Source organism: Allobosea sp. 10L417 (genome assembly GCF_056395485.1).
In genome coordinates, this window is sequence record NZ_JBFTJP010000009.1 from 169,739 (window position 1) to 187,663 (window position 17,925).

General features: G+C 62.8%; 12 protein-coding genes and 1 pseudogene. 8 read left to right on the forward strand and 5 right to left on the reverse strand.

Annotation, left to right across the window (positions count from 1 at the left end):
* The first annotated feature begins 195 nt into the window (after positions 1-195).
* Positions 196-2,373, forward strand: coding sequence for a KAP family P-loop NTPase fold protein (locus AC1DE3_RS21065; RefSeq protein WP_476765304.1), 2,178 nt, complete (start codon positions 196-198; stop codon positions 2,371-2,373).
* Between the two features lie 342 nt (positions 2,374-2,715).
* Positions 2,716-3,387 (forward strand): hypothetical protein, encoded by a 672-nt coding sequence (locus AC1DE3_RS21070; protein ID WP_476765303.1) that lies wholly within the window; start codon positions 2,716-2,718, stop codon positions 3,385-3,387.
* Positions 3,388-3,606: 219 nt separating this feature from the next.
* Here AC1DE3_RS21070 and AC1DE3_RS21075 read toward each other — a convergent pair whose 3' ends face one another.
* The 4 genes from AC1DE3_RS21075 to acnA are packed head-to-tail and all read right to left on the reverse strand — an operon-like array spanning position 3,607 to position 9,033.
* Positions 3,607-4,287 (reverse strand): transporter substrate-binding domain-containing protein, encoded by a 681-nt coding sequence (locus AC1DE3_RS21075; protein WP_476852724.1) that lies wholly within the window; start codon positions 4,285-4,287, stop codon positions 3,607-3,609.
* Between the two features lie 21 nt (positions 4,288-4,308).
* The gene (locus tag AC1DE3_RS21080) at positions 4,309-5,214 is read right to left on the reverse strand and encodes a GntR family transcriptional regulator (protein ID WP_038368530.1); all 906 of its coding nucleotides are present in this window, start codon (positions 5,212-5,214) and stop codon (positions 4,309-4,311) included.
* Between the two features lies 1 nt (position 5,215).
* Complete coding sequence (locus AC1DE3_RS21085) at positions 5,216-6,364, reverse strand: PrpF domain-containing protein (RefSeq protein ID WP_476765301.1); 1,149 nt, start codon at positions 6,362-6,364, stop codon at positions 5,216-5,218.
* Positions 6,361-9,033, reverse strand: coding sequence for an aconitate hydratase AcnA (gene acnA, locus AC1DE3_RS21090; protein ID WP_476812269.1), 2,673 nt, complete (start codon positions 9,031-9,033; stop codon positions 6,361-6,363). The genes AC1DE3_RS21085 and acnA overlap by 4 nt, the downstream gene beginning before the upstream one ends.
* A gap of 110 nt (positions 9,034-9,143) precedes the next feature.
* Here acnA and AC1DE3_RS21095 point away from each other — a divergent pair, with 110 nt between their 5' ends.
* The 5 genes and pseudogenes from AC1DE3_RS21095 to AC1DE3_RS21115 all read left to right on the forward strand — a co-directional run bounded on the left by AC1DE3_RS21095 (position 9,144) and on the right by AC1DE3_RS21115 (position 14,152).
* Positions 9,144-10,091 (forward strand): Bug family tripartite tricarboxylate transporter substrate binding protein, encoded by a 948-nt coding sequence (locus AC1DE3_RS21095; protein WP_476765299.1) that lies wholly within the window; start codon positions 9,144-9,146, stop codon positions 10,089-10,091.
* On the forward strand, positions 10,088-10,591 hold the full coding sequence (locus AC1DE3_RS21100; RefSeq protein WP_476765298.1) for a tripartite tricarboxylate transporter TctB family protein: 504 nt from the start codon (positions 10,088-10,090) through the stop codon (positions 10,589-10,591). Before AC1DE3_RS21095 ends, AC1DE3_RS21100 begins: the two co-directional genes overlap by 4 nt.
* Positions 10,591-12,102 (forward strand): tripartite tricarboxylate transporter permease, encoded by a 1,512-nt coding sequence (locus AC1DE3_RS21105; RefSeq protein WP_476765297.1) that lies wholly within the window; start codon positions 10,591-10,593, stop codon positions 12,100-12,102. The genes AC1DE3_RS21100 and AC1DE3_RS21105 overlap by 1 nt, the downstream gene beginning before the upstream one ends.
* Positions 12,103-12,144: 42 nt before the next feature.
* Positions 12,145-13,011 (forward strand): isocitrate lyase/PEP mutase family protein, encoded by an 867-nt coding sequence (locus AC1DE3_RS21110; RefSeq protein WP_476765296.1) that lies wholly within the window; start codon positions 12,145-12,147, stop codon positions 13,009-13,011.
* 761 nt (positions 13,012-13,772) lie between these two features.
* A pseudogene (locus tag AC1DE3_RS21115) lies at positions 13,773-14,152 on the forward strand (L,D-transpeptidase).
* A 1,436-nt stretch (positions 14,153-15,588) separates the two neighbouring features.
* Here AC1DE3_RS21115 and AC1DE3_RS21120 read toward each other — a convergent pair.
* The gene (locus tag AC1DE3_RS21120) at positions 15,589-16,116 is read right to left on the reverse strand and encodes a response regulator (protein WP_476852725.1); all 528 of its coding nucleotides are present in this window, start codon (positions 16,114-16,116) and stop codon (positions 15,589-15,591) included.
* Positions 16,117-16,241: 125 nt separating this feature from the next.
* Here AC1DE3_RS21120 and AC1DE3_RS21125 point away from each other — a divergent pair, with 125 nt between their 5' ends.
* Positions 16,242-17,807 carry a PAS domain S-box protein gene (locus tag AC1DE3_RS21125; RefSeq protein WP_476852726.1) on the forward strand — a complete coding sequence of 522 codons (1,566 nt, stop codon included), beginning with the start codon at positions 16,242-16,244 and terminating at the stop codon, positions 17,805-17,807.
* Positions 17,808-17,925 lie beyond the last annotated feature (118 nt).

Below are 17,925 nucleotides of genomic sequence, written 5' to 3' on the forward strand. Positions count from 1 at the left end.
ATGAGAGCGGAAGTCCGCCGCACCCCTGCGGCGGGCTCTCTGGAACGGGGTCATCAAGCCTGAGAACGCCCGGCTTCGGCCGGGCTTTCGATTTCCAGAGATTGCCGCGCGATCACTGGAGAAATGTTCAGGCCGCGACACAACGGCCCCCCAACACCTACCTGGGTAATCGTTCCACGCCGAAGGAATGCAACTTTGGATCTGAGTGGCGACAAGGCGCTTCAGAGTTCCGCTGAAGATCGCCTGGGCTTCGCAGCGACTGCGGAAGCGATCGCGGCCGCGGTTCTTCGGCAGCCCGTCGTCGACGGCTTGGTCATCGGAGTTGAGGGCCGCTGGGGATCGGGCAAGTCCAGTCTCGTGAACATGACCGTGGCCGCGTTGCGGGCATCCAGCTCCGCGCCGGAGGTCATCGAATTCAAGCCTTGGCTCATTGGTGACAGAAACAGCTTGCTGCTGGCGCTGTTCAGCGAGCTCGCCATAGCTGTTGATACAATTGAAGAGGGCTCGGGCGATCCGGTCGGACGGCAACGCCGTGAACTGGGAGAGGCTGGCAAGAAGGTCGTTGGCTTCGCCGCACAACTCGGCGGCCTAGGCACATTGGCAAAGGTCGCCGGCTCCGTCGTTCCCGGGGCGGCGCTTGCCGGTGAGGCCATCGAGGCGATCGCTAAGGCGGCGAACGGTCTGGACGGCAAACGCTCGATTGCCGCCGAGAAGGCGGACTTGCGCCAACGCCTCGGCTCCTTACCGCGCCGCATCGTTGTCACCGTCGACGACGTTGATCGGTTGGAACCAAGTGAGGTTGTCGAGATTCTGCGGCTCGTCCGTTCAGTCGCCGACTTCCCGAATGTGGTCTATATGCTTTGCTACGATCCTAGCATTGTTGCCCACTCGATACAGGCAGCCGCCCAGGTGGAAAATGGGCACGCCTACATTGAGAAGATCGTCCAGATCGCGATCTCGGTACCGCGGCCTGAGGCTTTCGACCTGCGTCGATGGTTCCGCGAGGAGATAGATGCGCTTCCTTATGCTGCCGACGAAGCCGGGGCATGGAGATCGCGGCTTGGTGCAGTCGTGGACATTGAGGGCGGCCGCTACCTCTCTACACCGCGTCATGTCGTCAGATGYCTGGACGGCATCCGATTCTTCTGGGGTGCGTTGCAGGATCAGGTCGATCTTAGCGACCTTGTCTGGCTGCACCTCATCAAGGTCGGCAACCCAAAGCTCTACGGCTGGATCGAACACTATCTTCCCGAGGTCGCTGCCCAGACATCCGGGATCGCGATCATCAGCGAAGATGAGAAGCGGTCGTCTCGTAAACGCCTCGACGAAGCACTGCTGGCCGAAAGCGCCGAGTTCGAACACGCCCGTCATAGACTGTCAGAATTCCTCCCCGGCATCGAGGAGTGGATGAACTACGGCAAGGATGACGAGCCCGGCGTTCATGCTCACATCCCCAAGGAGGAGGTAGCGAGAGCAGCCCGCTCCAGCAGACTGGCCAGCCCAGATCACTACCGTCTCTATTTCGCGGTGCAACAGCCTCGCAACGCACCGCGGCGTACTGACTTCCAAGCCCTGTTCGCAGCATTGGACGCCTCGGTGGCCGAGGCCTCGAAACTGCTGGCGAGTTGGAACAACGAGCGGCTTTCGACCGGTGCAACGAAAGCTGAGGCGATGCTGAGCCGTATCGTCGACGCAGATGGGGACACGTTCGGCTCGGCGCGAGCTCAGACGCTTCTCTGCGCGATGGCCGACCGGCTGGACGAGATGGCGTCGGTGCGTGACGAAGGCCTCGGTGATCCGCAATCTTGGGTGGAGGGACGTCGCGTCCTCAAGTGGCTCCTACCGAGACTGGAGGATCGTCGAGAGGAAACGTTGCTCGGCATGTTCCGGAGCCGAGCGATGGATTGGCTGACGACCCTCCTGAGGAGCGAGACATTCGCGCATGGGCGCGTCGAAGGGCGTCCGAGTGGCGAGAAGCATTTCGAGGCCGATGAGCTTGATCGAGTCTCGGCGATCATGGTCGAAAGATACAGAAATCTTCGCCTTGAAGAATGGACGGCGTTGCGGCGCCCCCTCAGCGCGCTCTTCGCCTGGTATCAGGCCGGCGATCCCGAGGGGCCGAAGGAATTCGTTACGTCGCAGATTGCGACCGATGAGGGGTTGGTGAGCGTGCTCGAGCTCATGGGCGGCCGCGTAAGTTCTTCAGCACGGGGGGAGTATGTCGCACTTAAGGAATCGACGCTGCGCTATTTCATGGACTATGCGGTCGCGCGCTCAAGGGCGGAGAACCTCGCCCGCGAGTCGGGTGACGCCTTGCTGAAGAAGCGAGCGGCGGCGTTGGCTCAACAGTTCAAGGATGCCGACGCGTATTAGCTTCCCACCACTGGACGACACCACAGAAATCCGCTCGGTTTGGCGGCCTCGACATTGTGGGACAGAAAATCACTGCTCGGGACGAAAAGCCCCCCAAGTGCGATTTCGGGGACAAAACCTCACTGGACCGCAGGCCCCATGCCCAGTCAAAGATAATGAAACGTGCATTTTTTGCCAGTCTCGTTATCTTTGACTGTGTGAAATCCGAGGTGCTGAGACGGCCCGCTGCATCTGAACCATCATGGCGAATAAGATCGAAGCCGCTGTTTGTGGCTTGCTCGGAGACTCGTGAACCTCAATCCGAGGCAGCAATTCCCAGCCAAGCCGTTCGGGTAGACAGCCATGAGCTACGACCACTCCACACATGAGAACCGTCTTCGCGCGAGCACCCTACTCCAGGAACTGAAGGGCAAGCTCAGCAATGTCGGTACGTCCACCATCGACGCGAAAACTATGACGGCCGCTTCCTCGCTTGAATGGTGGCGGCTGTTGAAGGTCGAAGGCGTTCATGTCTATCAGGCGGACGATGGGTGGCACGCTGACGTCACCTTCAAGAATCTCCCCCCGGGAGTGCCGACGATGATGGGCAGCGTGGGAAGCTACCAGAGCCAATCTGCGGCATTGAAGAGTGCCGTTCGGCAGCTCTCGATTCTTGCCGTGAACGACAAGCTCCCTCTGCCTCCCACTCAGGAAGGCTATCGCTGGTTCAAGTTCGACAATGTCGAGGTGCCGGTTAACGCCGATCTGATCGCGGCCTTTCCCGAAAGGCTGGCAGCCGAGGGATACACGGACTTCAAGGCGAAAGGCCGCCTCGCCTGGTTCCGGCACCAGCTCGCGGACGACAAGCCAATGACGGCGAAGATTTTCCAATCGTTGGATCAGGACGATCAGAACAGCATCAAGATCGCGTGCGCTATCGCACTTAGCTTCAGCGTTCATCAGTTCTCGATCGAGGATGGCCTCTGGAGTGAGTTTTCGCCTTCAGAAGGAACGACATCGACGATGCGGATGTGAAGCTAAGCCGCAGTTCTGCCCCTATGCCGGAGCGCGACGCGGCAGCAATAGGGCTTCGGTTGCTTGGATCAGGAACGCCAGCCCAAGCCTCCTGAAAGATGAAGAAGATCAACCTCGGCAGATGTCCGCAGCGCTCATTCCCTCGAGCCTTGCGCACCGATTTTCTCACGGTCATGGCGCGTAGATGAGATGGCTATCGACGCTGTGACCAAAGGGTCGTCAGCCGTTTTCGGCTGAATTCGATAGGGATTCGGCAATCAACCCGCTAACCGCAGCTTCATCCAAGAAGCGCTGGAGTCTCGGCAATTGGTCAGATTGCCGAATGGGCAGCGCCATCGCCTGCCGAATTTCCATGAACGGTTCTTCGATCAGCCGTAGGCCCGGGTTTCGCGCGACGAACGCTGCTGCGGGTTGTCGAATTCCGGCTCCTGCCTCAAGGCCCTGCGAGAGAAAATGAGGCAGGGCCTCGGCCGAGGTCGGAACGCGCACGATCTCGGCATGCTTCAGCGTCCGCGTAAGATGCAGATCGTAGGCGGCGCCGCGCCCGACGGAAACCCGCACGCCCGCCTGGTCGACATCCCGAATGCTTTGGAACGGCGACGCCGCCGTGACCACGAACACGCCCTCGATCACGAGGTAAGGCTCGGTGAAGGCAATCTCCGTGGCCCGCTTGGGATCGATGGCGAGGAAGGCCACGTCCCAGATATCGTCTGCCGCCGCATCGACCACCTTGCCAGCACCGTCGAACGGGATGAGGTCGAGCGCCAGCCCTTCGCGGTCGGCTAATGCCCGCGCAAGCGCTACCGTAACCCCGGTCAGCTCACCGTTCGGGCGGCGCTGCGCAAGAACCGGGTTGCCCAGGTTGATAGCGGCCCGCAGCCTGCCGCTCTCAGTCAACATGTCCGCATCCGCCACTGCTCCTCACGAGGATTGCAAGCCGCTCATCATGGGAGCCTTCTCCAGAGCGGCATCGGTAAGATGGAGCTGCATCCGATCCGCGGCTCCCGTCCTGTCGCCAGCCATGAGCAACTCGATGATACCAAGGTGTTCGAGGCAGACACGGCGAGCGCGCTCGCGATCGAGCGGGCGGCCATATTCCATGAGCCGCCGCAACTGGTTCAGCCTTGCCAAGGTCTGCACGAAGAAGCGGTTTCCGGACATCGCCGCGATACCCTCGTGGAAGGACGAGTTGATCTCGAAAAGCTCGATCTGCCCGAGCCGCCGATACCCTTCCTCAAGGACGAAGGTTTGCTGGTCACGCAGCGAGCGCAGCCGGTCCATGTCGGGCGCGAACTCGGGAGATCGCATCGCCGTCGGCTCCATCATCTGGCGAAAGCGATAGTTCTCGCGATAGGCGTCGAGGGTGTCGATCAGGGGCTGGAATTCCCATCCGCGCCCCTGCCGGCGCTCAACCCAGCCTTCCGAGGCCATCCTCGCCAGGATGTGGCGCAGCCGTGCCCGGGAGAGGTCATAGCGGCGGATGAGCTCGTTCTCGCTCACCACCTCTGGAAGCCTGTGGTTCAAGCGGTCCATCGCGATCGCGAGATAGGTGGCCGACGCATCTTCGCCGGCTTCCGCTTCTCCCGCTGATGCCTTTTCTCGGACAGAGAGATCCTTGAGGAAGAAGCCCTTGTTCGGCCGGCGCTCCAGGACGCCTGCCTCGGCCAGATGCGCCATCGCGGCGCGGATGGGCGTCCGGGAAGCCCCCAGCACGGGCTGCAACGAGTCCTCGGTAAGATGGTGGCCGTTTTGCCAGCCCGACGACCGCGCATGCGACAAGATCTGATTGGCCAGCTTGAGCTGCAACGTGGTCGGCTGTTGTGACATTTCAGGCCCCGTTCGACACCGGAATGGCTATCTCACCCTGCATCAAGCGCCTAGCGGTCCGGAACAGGACGGCGCTGTCAGCAGTCCACCCGCGCTCTGTCTCATGCACGACGGAGCCGACGGAAACCAGGCCGGACGGATTCGCGACGCGCACTTCACCAGCGGCATTGGCCGGCTTCGAGAGGCGGTTGGGAATCGTGCCGGCAATCTGGGTCGCCACCCCGAGATTGAGGCCGCCCGTGCCAGGGATGGCCTTGTGTGCGCGTTGCATCGAAATCATGCGTGTCGCGACATCGAACTGATCGGGCGTGAAGACTTCTCCGTCCAGGGCCTCGAACGCCACCGGAGCGGAAACCAGTGCGATGCGCGGCGTCTGGAGACCGATAGCCTCGGGCCTCGCGCCAAGGCCGGCGAGAACGCCGGCGCGGCGACGAAGAGCTTCCAGCTTGTCCATGACGCCGGGGGTGGCCTCGACCAGATCCGGGGTTTCCGCGCCGGTCAGCCCGAAAGCGGCCGCCTCGACATAGGCGATCAGGGACGTCGCATCGACGATCGAGACCTCAAAGCGGCCATCCACTCCGAGGTCGATGGTGTCGACGACATGCCCGGTGGGCAGCAATTTTCCGGTCACCGCTCCGTCGGGGTCAAGGAAATCCAGGCGAATTCGCGATCCCGGTGTCGAAACGCCCGCGATGGTGTAGTCCCCCCGGGTTTCGGCCTTGCCGTCCTTCACCTGGAAGCGGGAATGAATCAGCTTCCGGGTGTTGGTCTGGTGGATGCGGACCAGCACTTCTCCGTCCGCAGCCGGCACGAACCCCTCGTCGACCGCGAAATGGCCGACCGCTGAAGACAGGTTGCCGCAGTTGTTGGTCCAGTCTGCCACCGGCTGATCGACGGCGATCTGGATGAAGGTGTAGTCGACATCCGCATCGGGATGCGTCGGCGGCCCGATGATCACGGCCTTCGACAGCGAGGAGATGCCGCCGCCCATGCCGTCGAGCTGCCGGCCGTAGGGATCGGGGCTGCCGAGGGCAGTGACGAGCATCCTGCTGACGGTATCGCGATCCTGCGGCAGAACCTTCGCGTTGAAGAACACGCCCTTGCTCGTGCCGCCGCGGTAGAAGACGGCGGGAATGAATTGCTGGCTCATGCTGTCCTCGCGATCGGCACGCCTGTGCCCATATACTCCCTCCAGACGAAGGGCAGGATGCCCCCGTTACGCCAATAGGCGATGTCCTCGGGGGTATCGAGGCGAATGGTGAGAGGGATCTCGAACGATTGCCCATTGGCCCGGGTGATGCGGCAGGTCACTAGGTCACGAACGGAAAACTCGCGATCCAGACCCACGACGTCATAGATCTCGGAGCCGTCGAGTTCGAGCGCTTCACGGTCGACGCCATCGCCGAACTGAAGCGGCAAGACGCCCATGCCGACGAGATTGGTGCGGTGGATCCGCTCGAACCCTTCGGCGATGACCGCCTTCACGCCGAGCAGAGCCACGCCCTTCGCTGCCCAGTCGCGCGACGAGCCGCAGCCATAGTTCTTGCCCGCGATCACGACGAGCGGGGTGCCGCGATCCATATAGGCCTGTGCGGCCTCGAATATCCGCATCTGCTCGCCCTTCGGCATGACCTTGGTGAAGCCGCCTTCCACGCCGGGAACGATGCGGTTGCGCAGGCGGATGTTCGCGAAGGTGGCGCGGACAGCAACCTCATGATTGGCCCGGCGGGTGGTGTAGTTGTTGAAGTCGGCCTTCTGCACGCCGTAGGACAGAAGCAGGTCCGCCGAAGGCGTTCCGAGGCTGATTGCACCGGATGGCGAGATGTCATCGGTGGTGATCGAGTCGCCCAGAATGACCAGCGGGCGTGCGCCACGGATATCGAAGCCGCGCGCCGTCTGCGGCGAAAGCCCCTCGAAGTAAGGAGGCTGGCGCACATAGGTGCTGCCCTGCTGCCACGGGAACAGGGCGGAAGGCTTGGTCGCGAGCCTCGCCCATGGCTCGCCTCCGTCAAAGAGGTCCGCGTATTTCTCGGCGAAGACCTCGGGCGTGTAGGCCGTCGCGACCAGAGCGTCGATCTCGGCGAAGGATGGCCAGATATCGGCCAGGTACACGTCCCTGCCGTCTGCCGCGGTGCCGATCGGCTCACGGGCGACGTCGAGCGTCATCGACCCGGCAATGGCATAGGCGACGACCAGGGCGGGCGATGCCAGATAGGCGGCACGGACATTCGGGTGGATACGTCCCTGGAAGTTCCGGTTGCCCGAGAGGACTGCCGTTGCCAGGATTCCGTTGCCTTCGATCGCATCGGCGATCGGTTGGGGCAACGGCCCGGACCCTCCATTGCAGGTGGTGCAGCCGAAGCCGACGACCTGGAAACCGAGCGCGTCGAGATCCCGTTGCAATCCGCAGCGCTCCAGGATTTCGGCCACCACATGGCTTCCGGGAGCGAGCGAGGTCTTCACCCAGGGCTTCGAGTTCAGCCCCAGGCGCGCGGCGTTGCGGGCGACCAGCCCCGCGGCGATCATGCCGACCGGGTTCGAGGTGTTGGTGCAACTGGTTATGGCCGCGATCGCCAGATCGCCGTCCTTGATCGAGAAGCCGCTTCCCGCGACCGGGTGGCCCTGCCGTGAGGGTTCCCGGCCGGCGATCTCCCGGCAATGCACGGCGAACGCGGTCGCGGCATCGGCAAGATCGAAGCGATCCTCGGGATTCTTGGGGCCTGCCATCGACGGGCGGATATCGGCCAGATCTATCTCGACCACGAGGTCGAAGACGGGTGCCGGGGTCGCCTCGTCCCGCCACAGCTTCTGGGCGCGGGCATAGGCCTCGACCAGGGCAATCTGGTCGGCCGGACGGGCTGTCATTTCCAGAAAGTCGATCGAACGCCGATCGATCGGGAAATAGACGGCGGTGGCCCCGTATTCCGGCGCCATGTTCGCGATGGTTCCGCGGTCGGCGACCGAGAGCTGCTGCAAGCCGGGTCCGAAGAACTCGACGAACTCGCCGACGACACCGACCTTGCGCAGGCGCTCGGTGATGGTCAGCACGAGGTCGGTCGGCATCACGCCTTCGCGCAATCGGCCCTTGACCTCGACCCCGATGACGCGCGGCAGCGCCATCGCGACGCCCTTGCCGAGCATCACGGCCTCGGCCTCGATGCCACCGACGCCCCAGCCGAGGATTCCGAGGCCGTTGATCATCGGCGTGTGGCTATCCGTTCCGACGCAGGTATCGGGCGACGCCACCTGCATCCCCTTCAGCTCTTCCAGCCAGACGACTTGTCCGATCTTCTCGATATGGATCTGGTGCATGATGCCCTTCCCGGGCGGGACCACGCGGACGCCGTCGAAGCTTTCCGAGCACCAGCGCAGGAAGGCGAAACGCTCGGCATTCCGGCGGTACTCCATCTCCAGGTTGAGGCGTGGCGCATCGCGCGTGCCGAAGAAATCGACCTGGAGCGAATGGTCGATGACGATGTCGACGGGCACAGCCGGATTGACGACGCCGGGGTCCTTGCCCTCGCTCGCAAGCGCGTCGCGCAGTCCGGCCATGTCGACCAGCATCACTTTCGCCAAGATGTCCTGGCCGTAGATCCGCGTCGGCTTGAAGGTCAGCGCAGTGCCCACCTCGCGCGCGAGGACGGCCCGAACCTGGGCGTCGTTCGCCACACCTTCGAAGAACTGCTGCCGCAGCAGGTTTTCCAGCACGATCCGCAGCGAAAACGGCAACTGCTCGATGCCGGGATAACGAGCGATCGGCACATAGCGCGCCCTGCCGACCTCAGGCCCCAACGCGGCCAGCGTGGCTCTTTCCAACATGACGCTCCTCCGTAAACTCGTGCAGCTATTATATCTTGCATATCCAAAAAACAATAGCTACGGATATCCAAAATACAATCATTCGCCATCCAACAGGGAGGATGCGGACAATGCGCAGGACGATGCTTTCCATCGCTATGGCGGTCGGATTCGCGGGAATGGCGGTGGCGGAGCCCGCCAAGGTCATGGTTCCGGCGGGAGCAGGCGGCGGGTACGACACCACGACCCGCCTCGCGATGACAATGCTCGACAAGAGCGGTCAGTTCAAAGACGGGGCCGTGTTCACCAATAAGCCAGGCGCGGGCGGGACGCTTGGCCTCGGCGAGTTCATCCGCACCAGCAAGGGGCAGGACAACGCCCTGATGGGTATGGGCGTGATCCTGCTGGGGTCGATCATGGCGACAAAAGGTTCGCCGCAGATCGCCGAGACGACGCCGATCGCGCGGCTGACTTTCGAGTATAATGGCCTGGCGGTGCCGGCGAATTCGCCCTTCAAGACCGTCAAGGATCTCAGCGAGGCCCTGAAGGCCAATCCGGGCGCGGTGGCGTTCGGCGGCGGCTCGGCCGGCGGCGTCGATCACATCATCGCCGGGATGATCGCGAAGAATGCCGGTCTTCCGCTGCAACGGCTGAACTACATCGCCTATGGCGGCGGCGCCGAAGCCGTCACGCAGCTCGCCGGCGGCAAGATCTCCGTCCTCGTCTCCGGTGCGTCGGAGCTCAAGGGCCTGGCCGATGCCGGGCGCGTCCGGATCATCGCCGTCACCTCGGACAAGCGCCTGGCCGGTGTCGATGCCCCGACCTTGAAGGAGAGCGGCGTCGATATCGTCCTCGGCAACTGGCGCGGCATCGTCGGCGCCCCAGGCATGTCGGCCGCAGCGCGCAAGACTTGGGTCGAGCGCTTCGGAAAAGCAACCGAGAACCCGGAATGGAACGCGGAACTGGATAAGTCCGGGCTTCAGAGCGCCTATCTCGGCGGCGACGACTTCTCTGCCTTCATCGCCAGCGAGAACGCCCGGATCAAGCCGATCCTCGAGGAGCTCGGGGTTGCCAAATGACCTCGGTGGTCAAGTCCTCCCCAGCGCGACGCCCGTCGCGCTGGGGTTTGCCGGCCGGTGTCCTGATCCTCGGGGCCGTCCTGCTGCATGAGGCCACGGACCTGCCGCTGGCGCAGGCTTATGCCGGGATCGGCCCCGGTTTCTTCGTCCTCGCGATCGGCCTCATCCTCACCGCCCTGGGCCTCGCCCTCGGCTATCAGGTCATGAAGGGCACCACCTTCGAGCCCGAGGAGACCGAGGGTGCCGACGTCAGCCGGCCGATGTCATGGACAGGCTTCCTGACGGCCGCGGCGGGCGTCTTTCTGCCGGTCGCCCTTGTTGGCTATGCCGGCTTCCCCATCGGCGGAGCGGTGGCCTACGCCCTGGTCACGCGCGCATACGGATCGAAGCGGCCGCTGGTCGATGTCGTCATCGGCTTCGTCGTAACGTCGATCACCTGGTTCGCCTTCACGAAGCTCGGCGTCCAGCTCGGCGCCTTCTTCCCGCCCGGAGGCTTCTGATGTCCATTTTCGATGCGCTGATGCATGGCTTCGGGGTCGCCATGCAGCCGATGAACCTCTTGTGGGCACTGGTCGGCTGTGCGCTGGGGACTGCGATCGGCGTCCTGCCCGGCATCGGACCGGCCCTCACGATCACCCTTCTCCTGCCGGTCACCGTGAGCATGTCGCCGACCGCGGCCTTCATCATCTTCGCCGGCGTGTTCTACGGCGCCATGTATGGCGGCTCCACCACCTCGATCCTGATCAACACGCCTGGCGAATCCGGCTCGATGATCACGGCGCTCGAAGGAAACAAGATGGCAAAGAACGGCCGCGGCGCTGCGGCGCTCGCGACCGCCGCCATCGGCTCTTTCGTTGCCGGAACGATCGGCACCGTGCTGCTCACGCTCGCGGCCCCGACGATCTCGGAAATCGCCTTCGTCTTCGGACCCGCCGAGTATTTCGCGCTTGCGGTTCTGGCTTTCACCTCCGTCTCTGTCGTGCTCGGCACCTCGATCCTGCGCGGGCTGGTTTCGCTCTTCTTCGGCCTTGCGCTCGCAGTCATGGGCACCGACTATCAGGCCGGGCTGCCGCGATTGACCTTCGGCGTTCCCGAGCTGTCCGACGGTATAGGCATCACCATCGTACTGGTCGCGATGTTCGCCGTCGGCGAAATCCTCTTCGTCGCGAGCCGGCTCAGCCAGGACCCGCAGAAGCTGATCGAGGTCAACGGGCCGATCGCGATGTCGCGCGAGGATTGGCAGAGATCCTGGAAGCCCTGGCTGAGAGGGGCGGCGCTCGGTTTTCCGATCGGCGTCATGCCGGCCGGAGGATCGGAAATCCCCACGCTGCTGTCTTATACGCTCGAAAGGCGCCTCTCGAAGAAGCCAGAAGAGTTCGGGCATGGCGCGATCGAGGGCGTCGCCGGCCCGGAGGCCGCCAACAATGCGGCCGTCGCCGGCGTCATGGTCCCCCTGCTCACGCTCGGCCTGCCGACATCGGCCACCGCCGCGGTAATGCTGGCCGCCTTCCAGAACTACGGGCTCCAACCCGGGCCGACGCTGTTCACCAGCAATCCGGAATTGGTCTGGGGCGTGATCGCCTCGCTCTATATCGGCAACCTGATGCTGCTCGTCCTCAACCTGCCGATGGCGCGGGTCTGGGTGAAGCTGCTCGCCATTCCGAAACCGCATCTCTACGCCGGCATTTTGATATTTTCGCTGGTCGGCGTCTGGGGCATTTCCCAGTCCTGGGTCGAACTGCTCGCCCTCGGTCTGCTCGGCCTGGTCGGCTACGGCTTTCGCTGCTGCTCGGTGCCGATTGCGCCCGCATTGATCGGCCTCATTCTCGGCCCGATGGCCGAATTGCAGCTTCGACGCGCGCTGGCAATCGGCCAGGGCGATCCGCTGACGCTGGTCGCTTCTCCGATCGCAGCAGGTCTTCTGGTCGTCGCGGCGCTGCTGCTGCTGATCCCGCTGATTCGGCTCGTCCAAACCCGCCGCCTCGAAACCTCGACATTGCCCGCCGGCTGATTAAACCGGCATCAGAAGCGTGAACGAGTAGGAAAGACGCAAATGGTCAGCGCGCACTCGAACTTCCGCGAGCAGCTCATGAAGCGCGAAGGTCTGCTCGTGCCTGGGGCGGCGAATGCTCTTGCCGCTCTCGTTATCGCGGATCTCGGCTATGAGGCGATCTATCTCTCCGGTGCAGGGCTGACGAACACGTTTCTCGGCCTGCCGGATTTGGCGTTCATTTCTCTGCCCGAGCTCGTGCAGCACACGATGGCTATCAAGTCGGCCACCGACCTCCCCCTGATCGTTGATGCGGACACCGGGTTCGGCAACGCCTTGAACGTCAGGCACACGGTTCAATCGCTGGAGCGGGCCGGAGCCGACGTCGTTCAACTGGAAGACCAAGTTTCTCCGAAGAAGTGCGGCCATTTCTCCGGAAAGGAAGTCATTCCGGCGGAGGAGATGGCGGGAAAAATCCGCGCTGCCGTCGACGCGCGCCGTTCGCGTGAGACACTCATCATGGCTCGTACCGACGCGCGGGCGGTTGAAGGATTCGAACGTGCGGTGGAGCGTGCCCAACTCTATGAACAATCCGGCGCGGACATCATTTTCGTCGAGGCTCCGGAAAGCATCCAAGAGATGGAAAGCTTGCCGCAACTGATTGCCGCGCCGCTTCTGATCAACATCGTGGTTGGTGGAAAAACTCCGGTTGTCAGCCAGGAGCGCCTCGCTCAGATGGGGTTCGCGCTGGTGCTCTATGCCAACGTAGCTTTGCAGTCCGCGATCAAAGGCATGCAATCGGCTCTCGGGCAGCTCAAGGAGCGCGGTGAACTCGATGAGACCGGTCCGGTCGCCAGCTTTCGCGAGAGGCAGCGGTTGGTCCGAAAGCCCGAGTTCGACGCGCTGGAAAAGCGGTATAGCGCCATTTAACGCAGATGGACGCTGAATGCCCCGCTGCATGTTGATCACGGCGCCCTTGGGAAGCTGGCATCCTAGGCAACACGGACGCGGAACTCCGGGATGAAAGATCGCGTTGGCGGTACATTGGGCCAACGACGGTGATCTCAGTGCCACGAGCTGTTATCGAGCTGCTGAAGTTCTTCCGGGCAGCCTTGCTAGGTGGATGCGTCGTGCTGGCACCGGTAGCTGCGCAAGCCCTCACTTCCGACGAGGGGAACCGAGCGGGTCCCCCGGCCACCACGAAAAGCAAAGTGACGCGCCCCAACGCATCGATCGTCAAGGCTCAGGTCTTGCTGGCGCGTCAGGGGGTCTCTCCCGGGGAGATCGACGGACTGGACGGCGACAACTATCGGAAGGCCATCGACCAGTTCCGTCGCCGCAAAAATCTCGGAACCGGCGAAATCATCGACGCCGCGACCTGGCAGGCGCTCAAAGGGGACGTCAGCTCGGACATCGTCTCGGACTACGTCGTGACGAAGGACGATATCAAAACCCGGTTCGTCCGGCGCATCCCTCACGACTACGCTCGCCAGGCCCGGATGAAGCGCCTCGGCTACAGGAACGCGCAGGAGATGTTCGCCGAACGCTTTCATATGAGCGAGGGCCTTCTCAGGGTCCTCAACCCGCGAACGCATGATCGGAAGCGTGAAGAAGCGCTGCACGTCGTCTCGGTCGGTCGAACCGCTCCTTCGGACGAGGCCCGAACCGTCGAGGCCGACAAGACCAATGGCATGGTTCGAGCGCTCGATGCGACGGGGAAGGTGATCGCGATATACCCGGCCACGATCGGCAGCGAGGATACCCCATCGCCCGAGGGCGAGTATCAGGTGGTGAGGGTCGTGAAGAACCCGACCTATCACTACGATCCGGTCAAGAATTTCCAGCAGGGGAAGAACAAGCGCAAACTGGTGCTCCCCAGGGGTCCCAACAACCCGGTCGGCACGGTCTGGATCGAACTGTCCAAGCCGACCTTCGGCATTCATGGTACGCCGGAGCCTTCGAAAAGATCAGCAAGGCGTCATCGCATGGCTGCGTGCGGCTAACGAATTGGGATGCCGAGGAACTGGCCCAGCTTGTCAGGCCCGGCACGACGGTCCGCTTCACGCAGTAGGCAGCGCCACTGCGGCTGCTCGCTTCAACGGCGACGGGACAGGCGCCGTCCCTCGCGACTGTGGGATCGTAGGCCGATGGCCAGGCGCGAACGCAACGATATTGAAATTCGCGATGATGAAGAAGGGCCGGGTGCCATCGTTTCCTTCCCGTTCGACGCCGCTGCCGTGGAACGATTTCGGGACGCTTTTCCGAGAGCGCGCTGGAACGACGACCTGGCTGCTTGGCGGATACCGGGCACGACCGCGATGCTTCGCGTGGCGCGATGGCTCGATCGCGAGCTGCCGAGTACATTCACCCTCGTGGATGAGCGCGGCCGCGATTCCTTTTCGTCGAGCCGATCGTCAGTCCTTATCTGGAAGCCGCCGACGAGATCGTCGTGCGCACCCCTTATTCACGAACCGTCGTCGAGGAATTGCGCGCGGTTCCGTGGGCGTGGTGGAACGGAGAAGACAAGGCTTGGCACGTACCATTCCGCTCGATCGATGAACTTCGCAGGAGATGGCCGGCGATCGAGGCCGCCGCCGAACGCAGCGAGCCAGAGGCTCGAAGGCAACGGCGCGAAGCGGCGAAATCCTCGCCCGAGTACGAAGACGCCAAAGCAGCGATGACTGAGCGGCGCCGCCGGCGCTATCCTGTCCCGGCGAGCGAGCAGCCGCCGCTCGACAGAGTGGTCATGTCCCATCAAGGACCGCTCGTCGTCCTTGAGGTTACCGGCGAGGTCGTTCCCGCGGAGACCGCCGCCCGGCATTACCCTTGGAGTTCCGGACAACCCGACGAACTGGTCTGGGCATTGTGGCGTCGCCCGACGCACCACGAACTTGTGAAAACCTGGCCTGCACGACATTCCACCGCGGTGAGCGCCCTCCTCCGAGGATGGTGGCAACCTACGCTCGAGCAATTGCGCACGGCCCGGCGAGCGGCGAGCTCGTTAGAGCGCGCTCGAGAAACGCGCCGAGCGAGCAGTGCTTCACGCTTGAACCGGACCTTTGTGCCGTTTCGATGAGGAGGTGGATGCGGTTCTGGAGGAAGCCAGGAGAGATTCCCGGCAGGCGATCCGGATGGTGCTGCGCAATCTCGTCGTCATAGCGGACGACGCCGATGCTGCTTCGTCGCGCGGGTTCTTGCGCGGTCACTTTTCAGAGGGTCAGCGCCGATCGCTGCGGCAGGATGAGGACTCTTCCCTGGGCTCGAAACCACGGTGATTCGCAGGCGAGCGCCGCTGGATGAATCACGAATCATGTACCTCCACGCCCAACCTTGGCCCGGAAAGCGCTTCACCGTCGAACCACGCGGGACCTTCCCCGCGACTGGTCCGGGACGCTTCCAGTGCGAGCGAGATATACTTCACGCCAGGTTGAGGAACGAGGCCTGCCGCAGCTCGAAACAGATGGTGGCCTACGGTTCGATGGTCCGATCGATGGCAGACGGTCGCTGCTATGACGCCAATCTTCTCATGGCCGAAGCGAGGGCGTGGCGATTATAGGGCTTGGAAAAGAACAGGCCGCGATCCGGCATGTCCTCGGCGGCCACGGTGCGATGACCAGAGACTATGATGATCTCGATCGGAGGCCAACGGTCGCGAACATATTGGGCGAGCTTCACACCATCCATAGAGCCCGGCATCTCGATATCGGTGAGCACGATACGGATGTCGGACCGCGACGCCAGAATCTCTATTGCCCGGTCGGCATTGAATGCCTCCACGGCTTCGAACCCCGCCTCCTCCACCATGTCGATCGCATCCATCAGCAGAAGCGGCTCGTCTTCAACGATCAGGATAGTCGGTCTCACGTGGGGGCTCGCATGGATCATTCCGGCCTCGACGATTGGACCACAGCCGTTGCGACGGCGAACGCTAGAACCGAGCCCCAATTCGTTGAAATGGGACTGGATCGCATCAGTTCCGCCAACGGGGAGAATTGACGGGTGGACGTCATTATCCCGATCGGATGGGTGATTCACCCCAGTGGGCTTCCTCCAGACTGTAAGCGCTGCATTGACAGGACGACTTGGCAAATGATGTGTTGCCGCTCGATTTGACATGGCATCTTCAGGTGCGCTCGGATTGATTGCGCGGGGGAAGACGCTTGAACAGGGAGCAAGTGCGAGGCGCGGATGCGCGTTCCACCGAGATCGAGCGCATGCGGATGTTCAGTCGCATTGCCCGCGCTGTCGCCGGGGAATTCGACCTCGCGGAACTGGTCGGCCTCGTCACGGATGCAGCGACCAAGTGGTCCGGAGGAAAGTTCGGCGCCTTCTTCTACAATCAAGTCGACGAAAAGGGCGAAATCTACAGCCTCTACACGTTGTCGGGGGTACCGAGATCGGCCTTCGCCGATTTCGAGATGCCGCGTAAAACAGCGGTGTTTGCGCCAACGTTTGATGGCACCGGCGTCGTTCGCTCGGACGATATTCGCCAGGACCCCCGATACGGATTGAGCGCTCCGCATTTTGGCATGCCTCCCGGCCACTTGCCCGTCGTGAGCTACCTCGCGGTTCCGGTCATCACGCGAACGGGCAGCGTTCATGGCGGCATTTTCATTGCTCACGATGAGCCTGGGCAATTCGACGAAGAGGCGGAGGAGATCGTCAAGGCGATCGCCGCTCACGCTGCCATTGCCATCGACAACGCCGCGCTTCTTGCTGAGGCGCGTCGGGAATCCGAGGCCCGGAGGGTCGCGCAGGAAGCCAACGCGAAGCTCGCGGCTATCGTAGCCCATTCCGACGATGCAATCGTGAGCAAGTCCCTCGACGGCACGATCACGAGTTGGAATGCCAGCGCCGAGCGCCTGTTCGGCTACACCGCGGAGGAAGCGATCGGGCAGCCGATAACGATGCTGATCCCTGATGAGCGACTGCACGAAGAGGATATGATTATCGGCGGGGTTCGCGAAGGACGCCGGACCGACCATTTCGAAACCCTGCGGCGGCGCAAGGACGGATCGCTCATTCATGTGGCGCTGACCGTTTCACCGATCCGCAGCGAGGATGGCGTGATCGTCGGCGCGTCGAAAATCGCGCGCGATATCAGCGAGCGTATCCAGGCGCAGGAGCAGCAAGCCCTCCTGATGCGCGAGATGAACCACCGGATCAAGAATCTCTTTGCCCTGACCGGCGGGCTGATTTCGCTGAGCGCGCGATCGGCCACTAACGTGGACGAGTTGACCAAGAAACTTCGCGAACGGCTTACTGCGTTGGCTCGCGCTCATGATCTCACGATCTCGGCCGACGCCGAAGGCGATCGCGCCTCCACCGACCTCCTCAGCCTGGTGCGTGCACTTTTATCGCCTTACGAAGCGGAGCATCGAGAGGCGCTGGAGATTTCTGGGCCAGAGGTTTCCGTTGGAGGGTCTGCTTTGACGGCCCTTGCCTTGGTGTTGCACGAGCTTGCGACAAACGCGGCGAAGTATGGCGCGCTCTCCTCTCCGCAAGGTCGGCTCAACGTCAAGCTCGTGCGCGAAGGCGAGACGGTGAAACTCCACTGGACGGAGCGCGGCGGCCCAACGATTGCGGGAACTCCCGCGCAGGCGGGCTTCGGCAGCAAGCTCGAAAAGGCGACGCTGAGTGGACTCGGCGCGACAATCGAGCGGAAATGGGACCCCGAAGGGCTGTCGCTTTCGCTCGCTCTCCAGATGGATCGACTGAACAGCTAGGCCGACGATGTCAGTGTGAAGGCGCCTAAGCCTTCGCTCTCCTTGGCGATCGAGAGGCAATTCAACCAAAACTGTACCCAATTGTCGGATTTGGGTACAGTTTTGGAGAGATGCACCG

What these genes read in the sequence shown, in the direction of transcription:
- AC1DE3_RS21070 (WP_476765303.1), top strand. Translation starts at nt 2,716, where the DNA reads ATGAGCTACGACCACTCCACACATGAGAACCGTCTTCGCGCGAGCACC.
- AC1DE3_RS21075 (WP_476852724.1), bottom strand. Translation starts at nt 4,287, where the DNA reads ATGTTGACTGAGAGCGGCAGGCTGCGGGCCGCTATCAACCTGGGCAAC.
- AC1DE3_RS21080 (WP_038368530.1), bottom strand. Translation starts at nt 5,214, where the DNA reads ATGTCACAACAGCCGACCACGTTGCAGCTCAAGCTGGCCAATCAGATC.
- AC1DE3_RS21085 (WP_476765301.1), bottom strand. Translation starts at nt 6,364, where the DNA reads ATGAGCCAGCAATTCATTCCCGCCGTCTTCTACCGCGGCGGCACGAGC.
- acnA (WP_476812269.1), bottom strand. Translation starts at nt 9,033, where the DNA reads ATGTTGGAAAGAGCCACGCTGGCCGCGTTGGGGCCTGAGGTCGGCAGG.
- AC1DE3_RS21095 (WP_476765299.1), top strand. Translation starts at nt 9,144, where the DNA reads ATGCGCAGGACGATGCTTTCCATCGCTATGGCGGTCGGATTCGCGGGA.
- AC1DE3_RS21100 (WP_476765298.1), top strand. Translation starts at nt 10,088, where the DNA reads ATGACCTCGGTGGTCAAGTCCTCCCCAGCGCGACGCCCGTCGCGCTGG.
- AC1DE3_RS21105 (WP_476765297.1), top strand. Translation starts at nt 10,591, where the DNA reads ATGTCCATTTTCGATGCGCTGATGCATGGCTTCGGGGTCGCCATGCAG.
- AC1DE3_RS21110 (WP_476765296.1), top strand. Translation starts at nt 12,145, where the DNA reads ATGGTCAGCGCGCACTCGAACTTCCGCGAGCAGCTCATGAAGCGCGAA.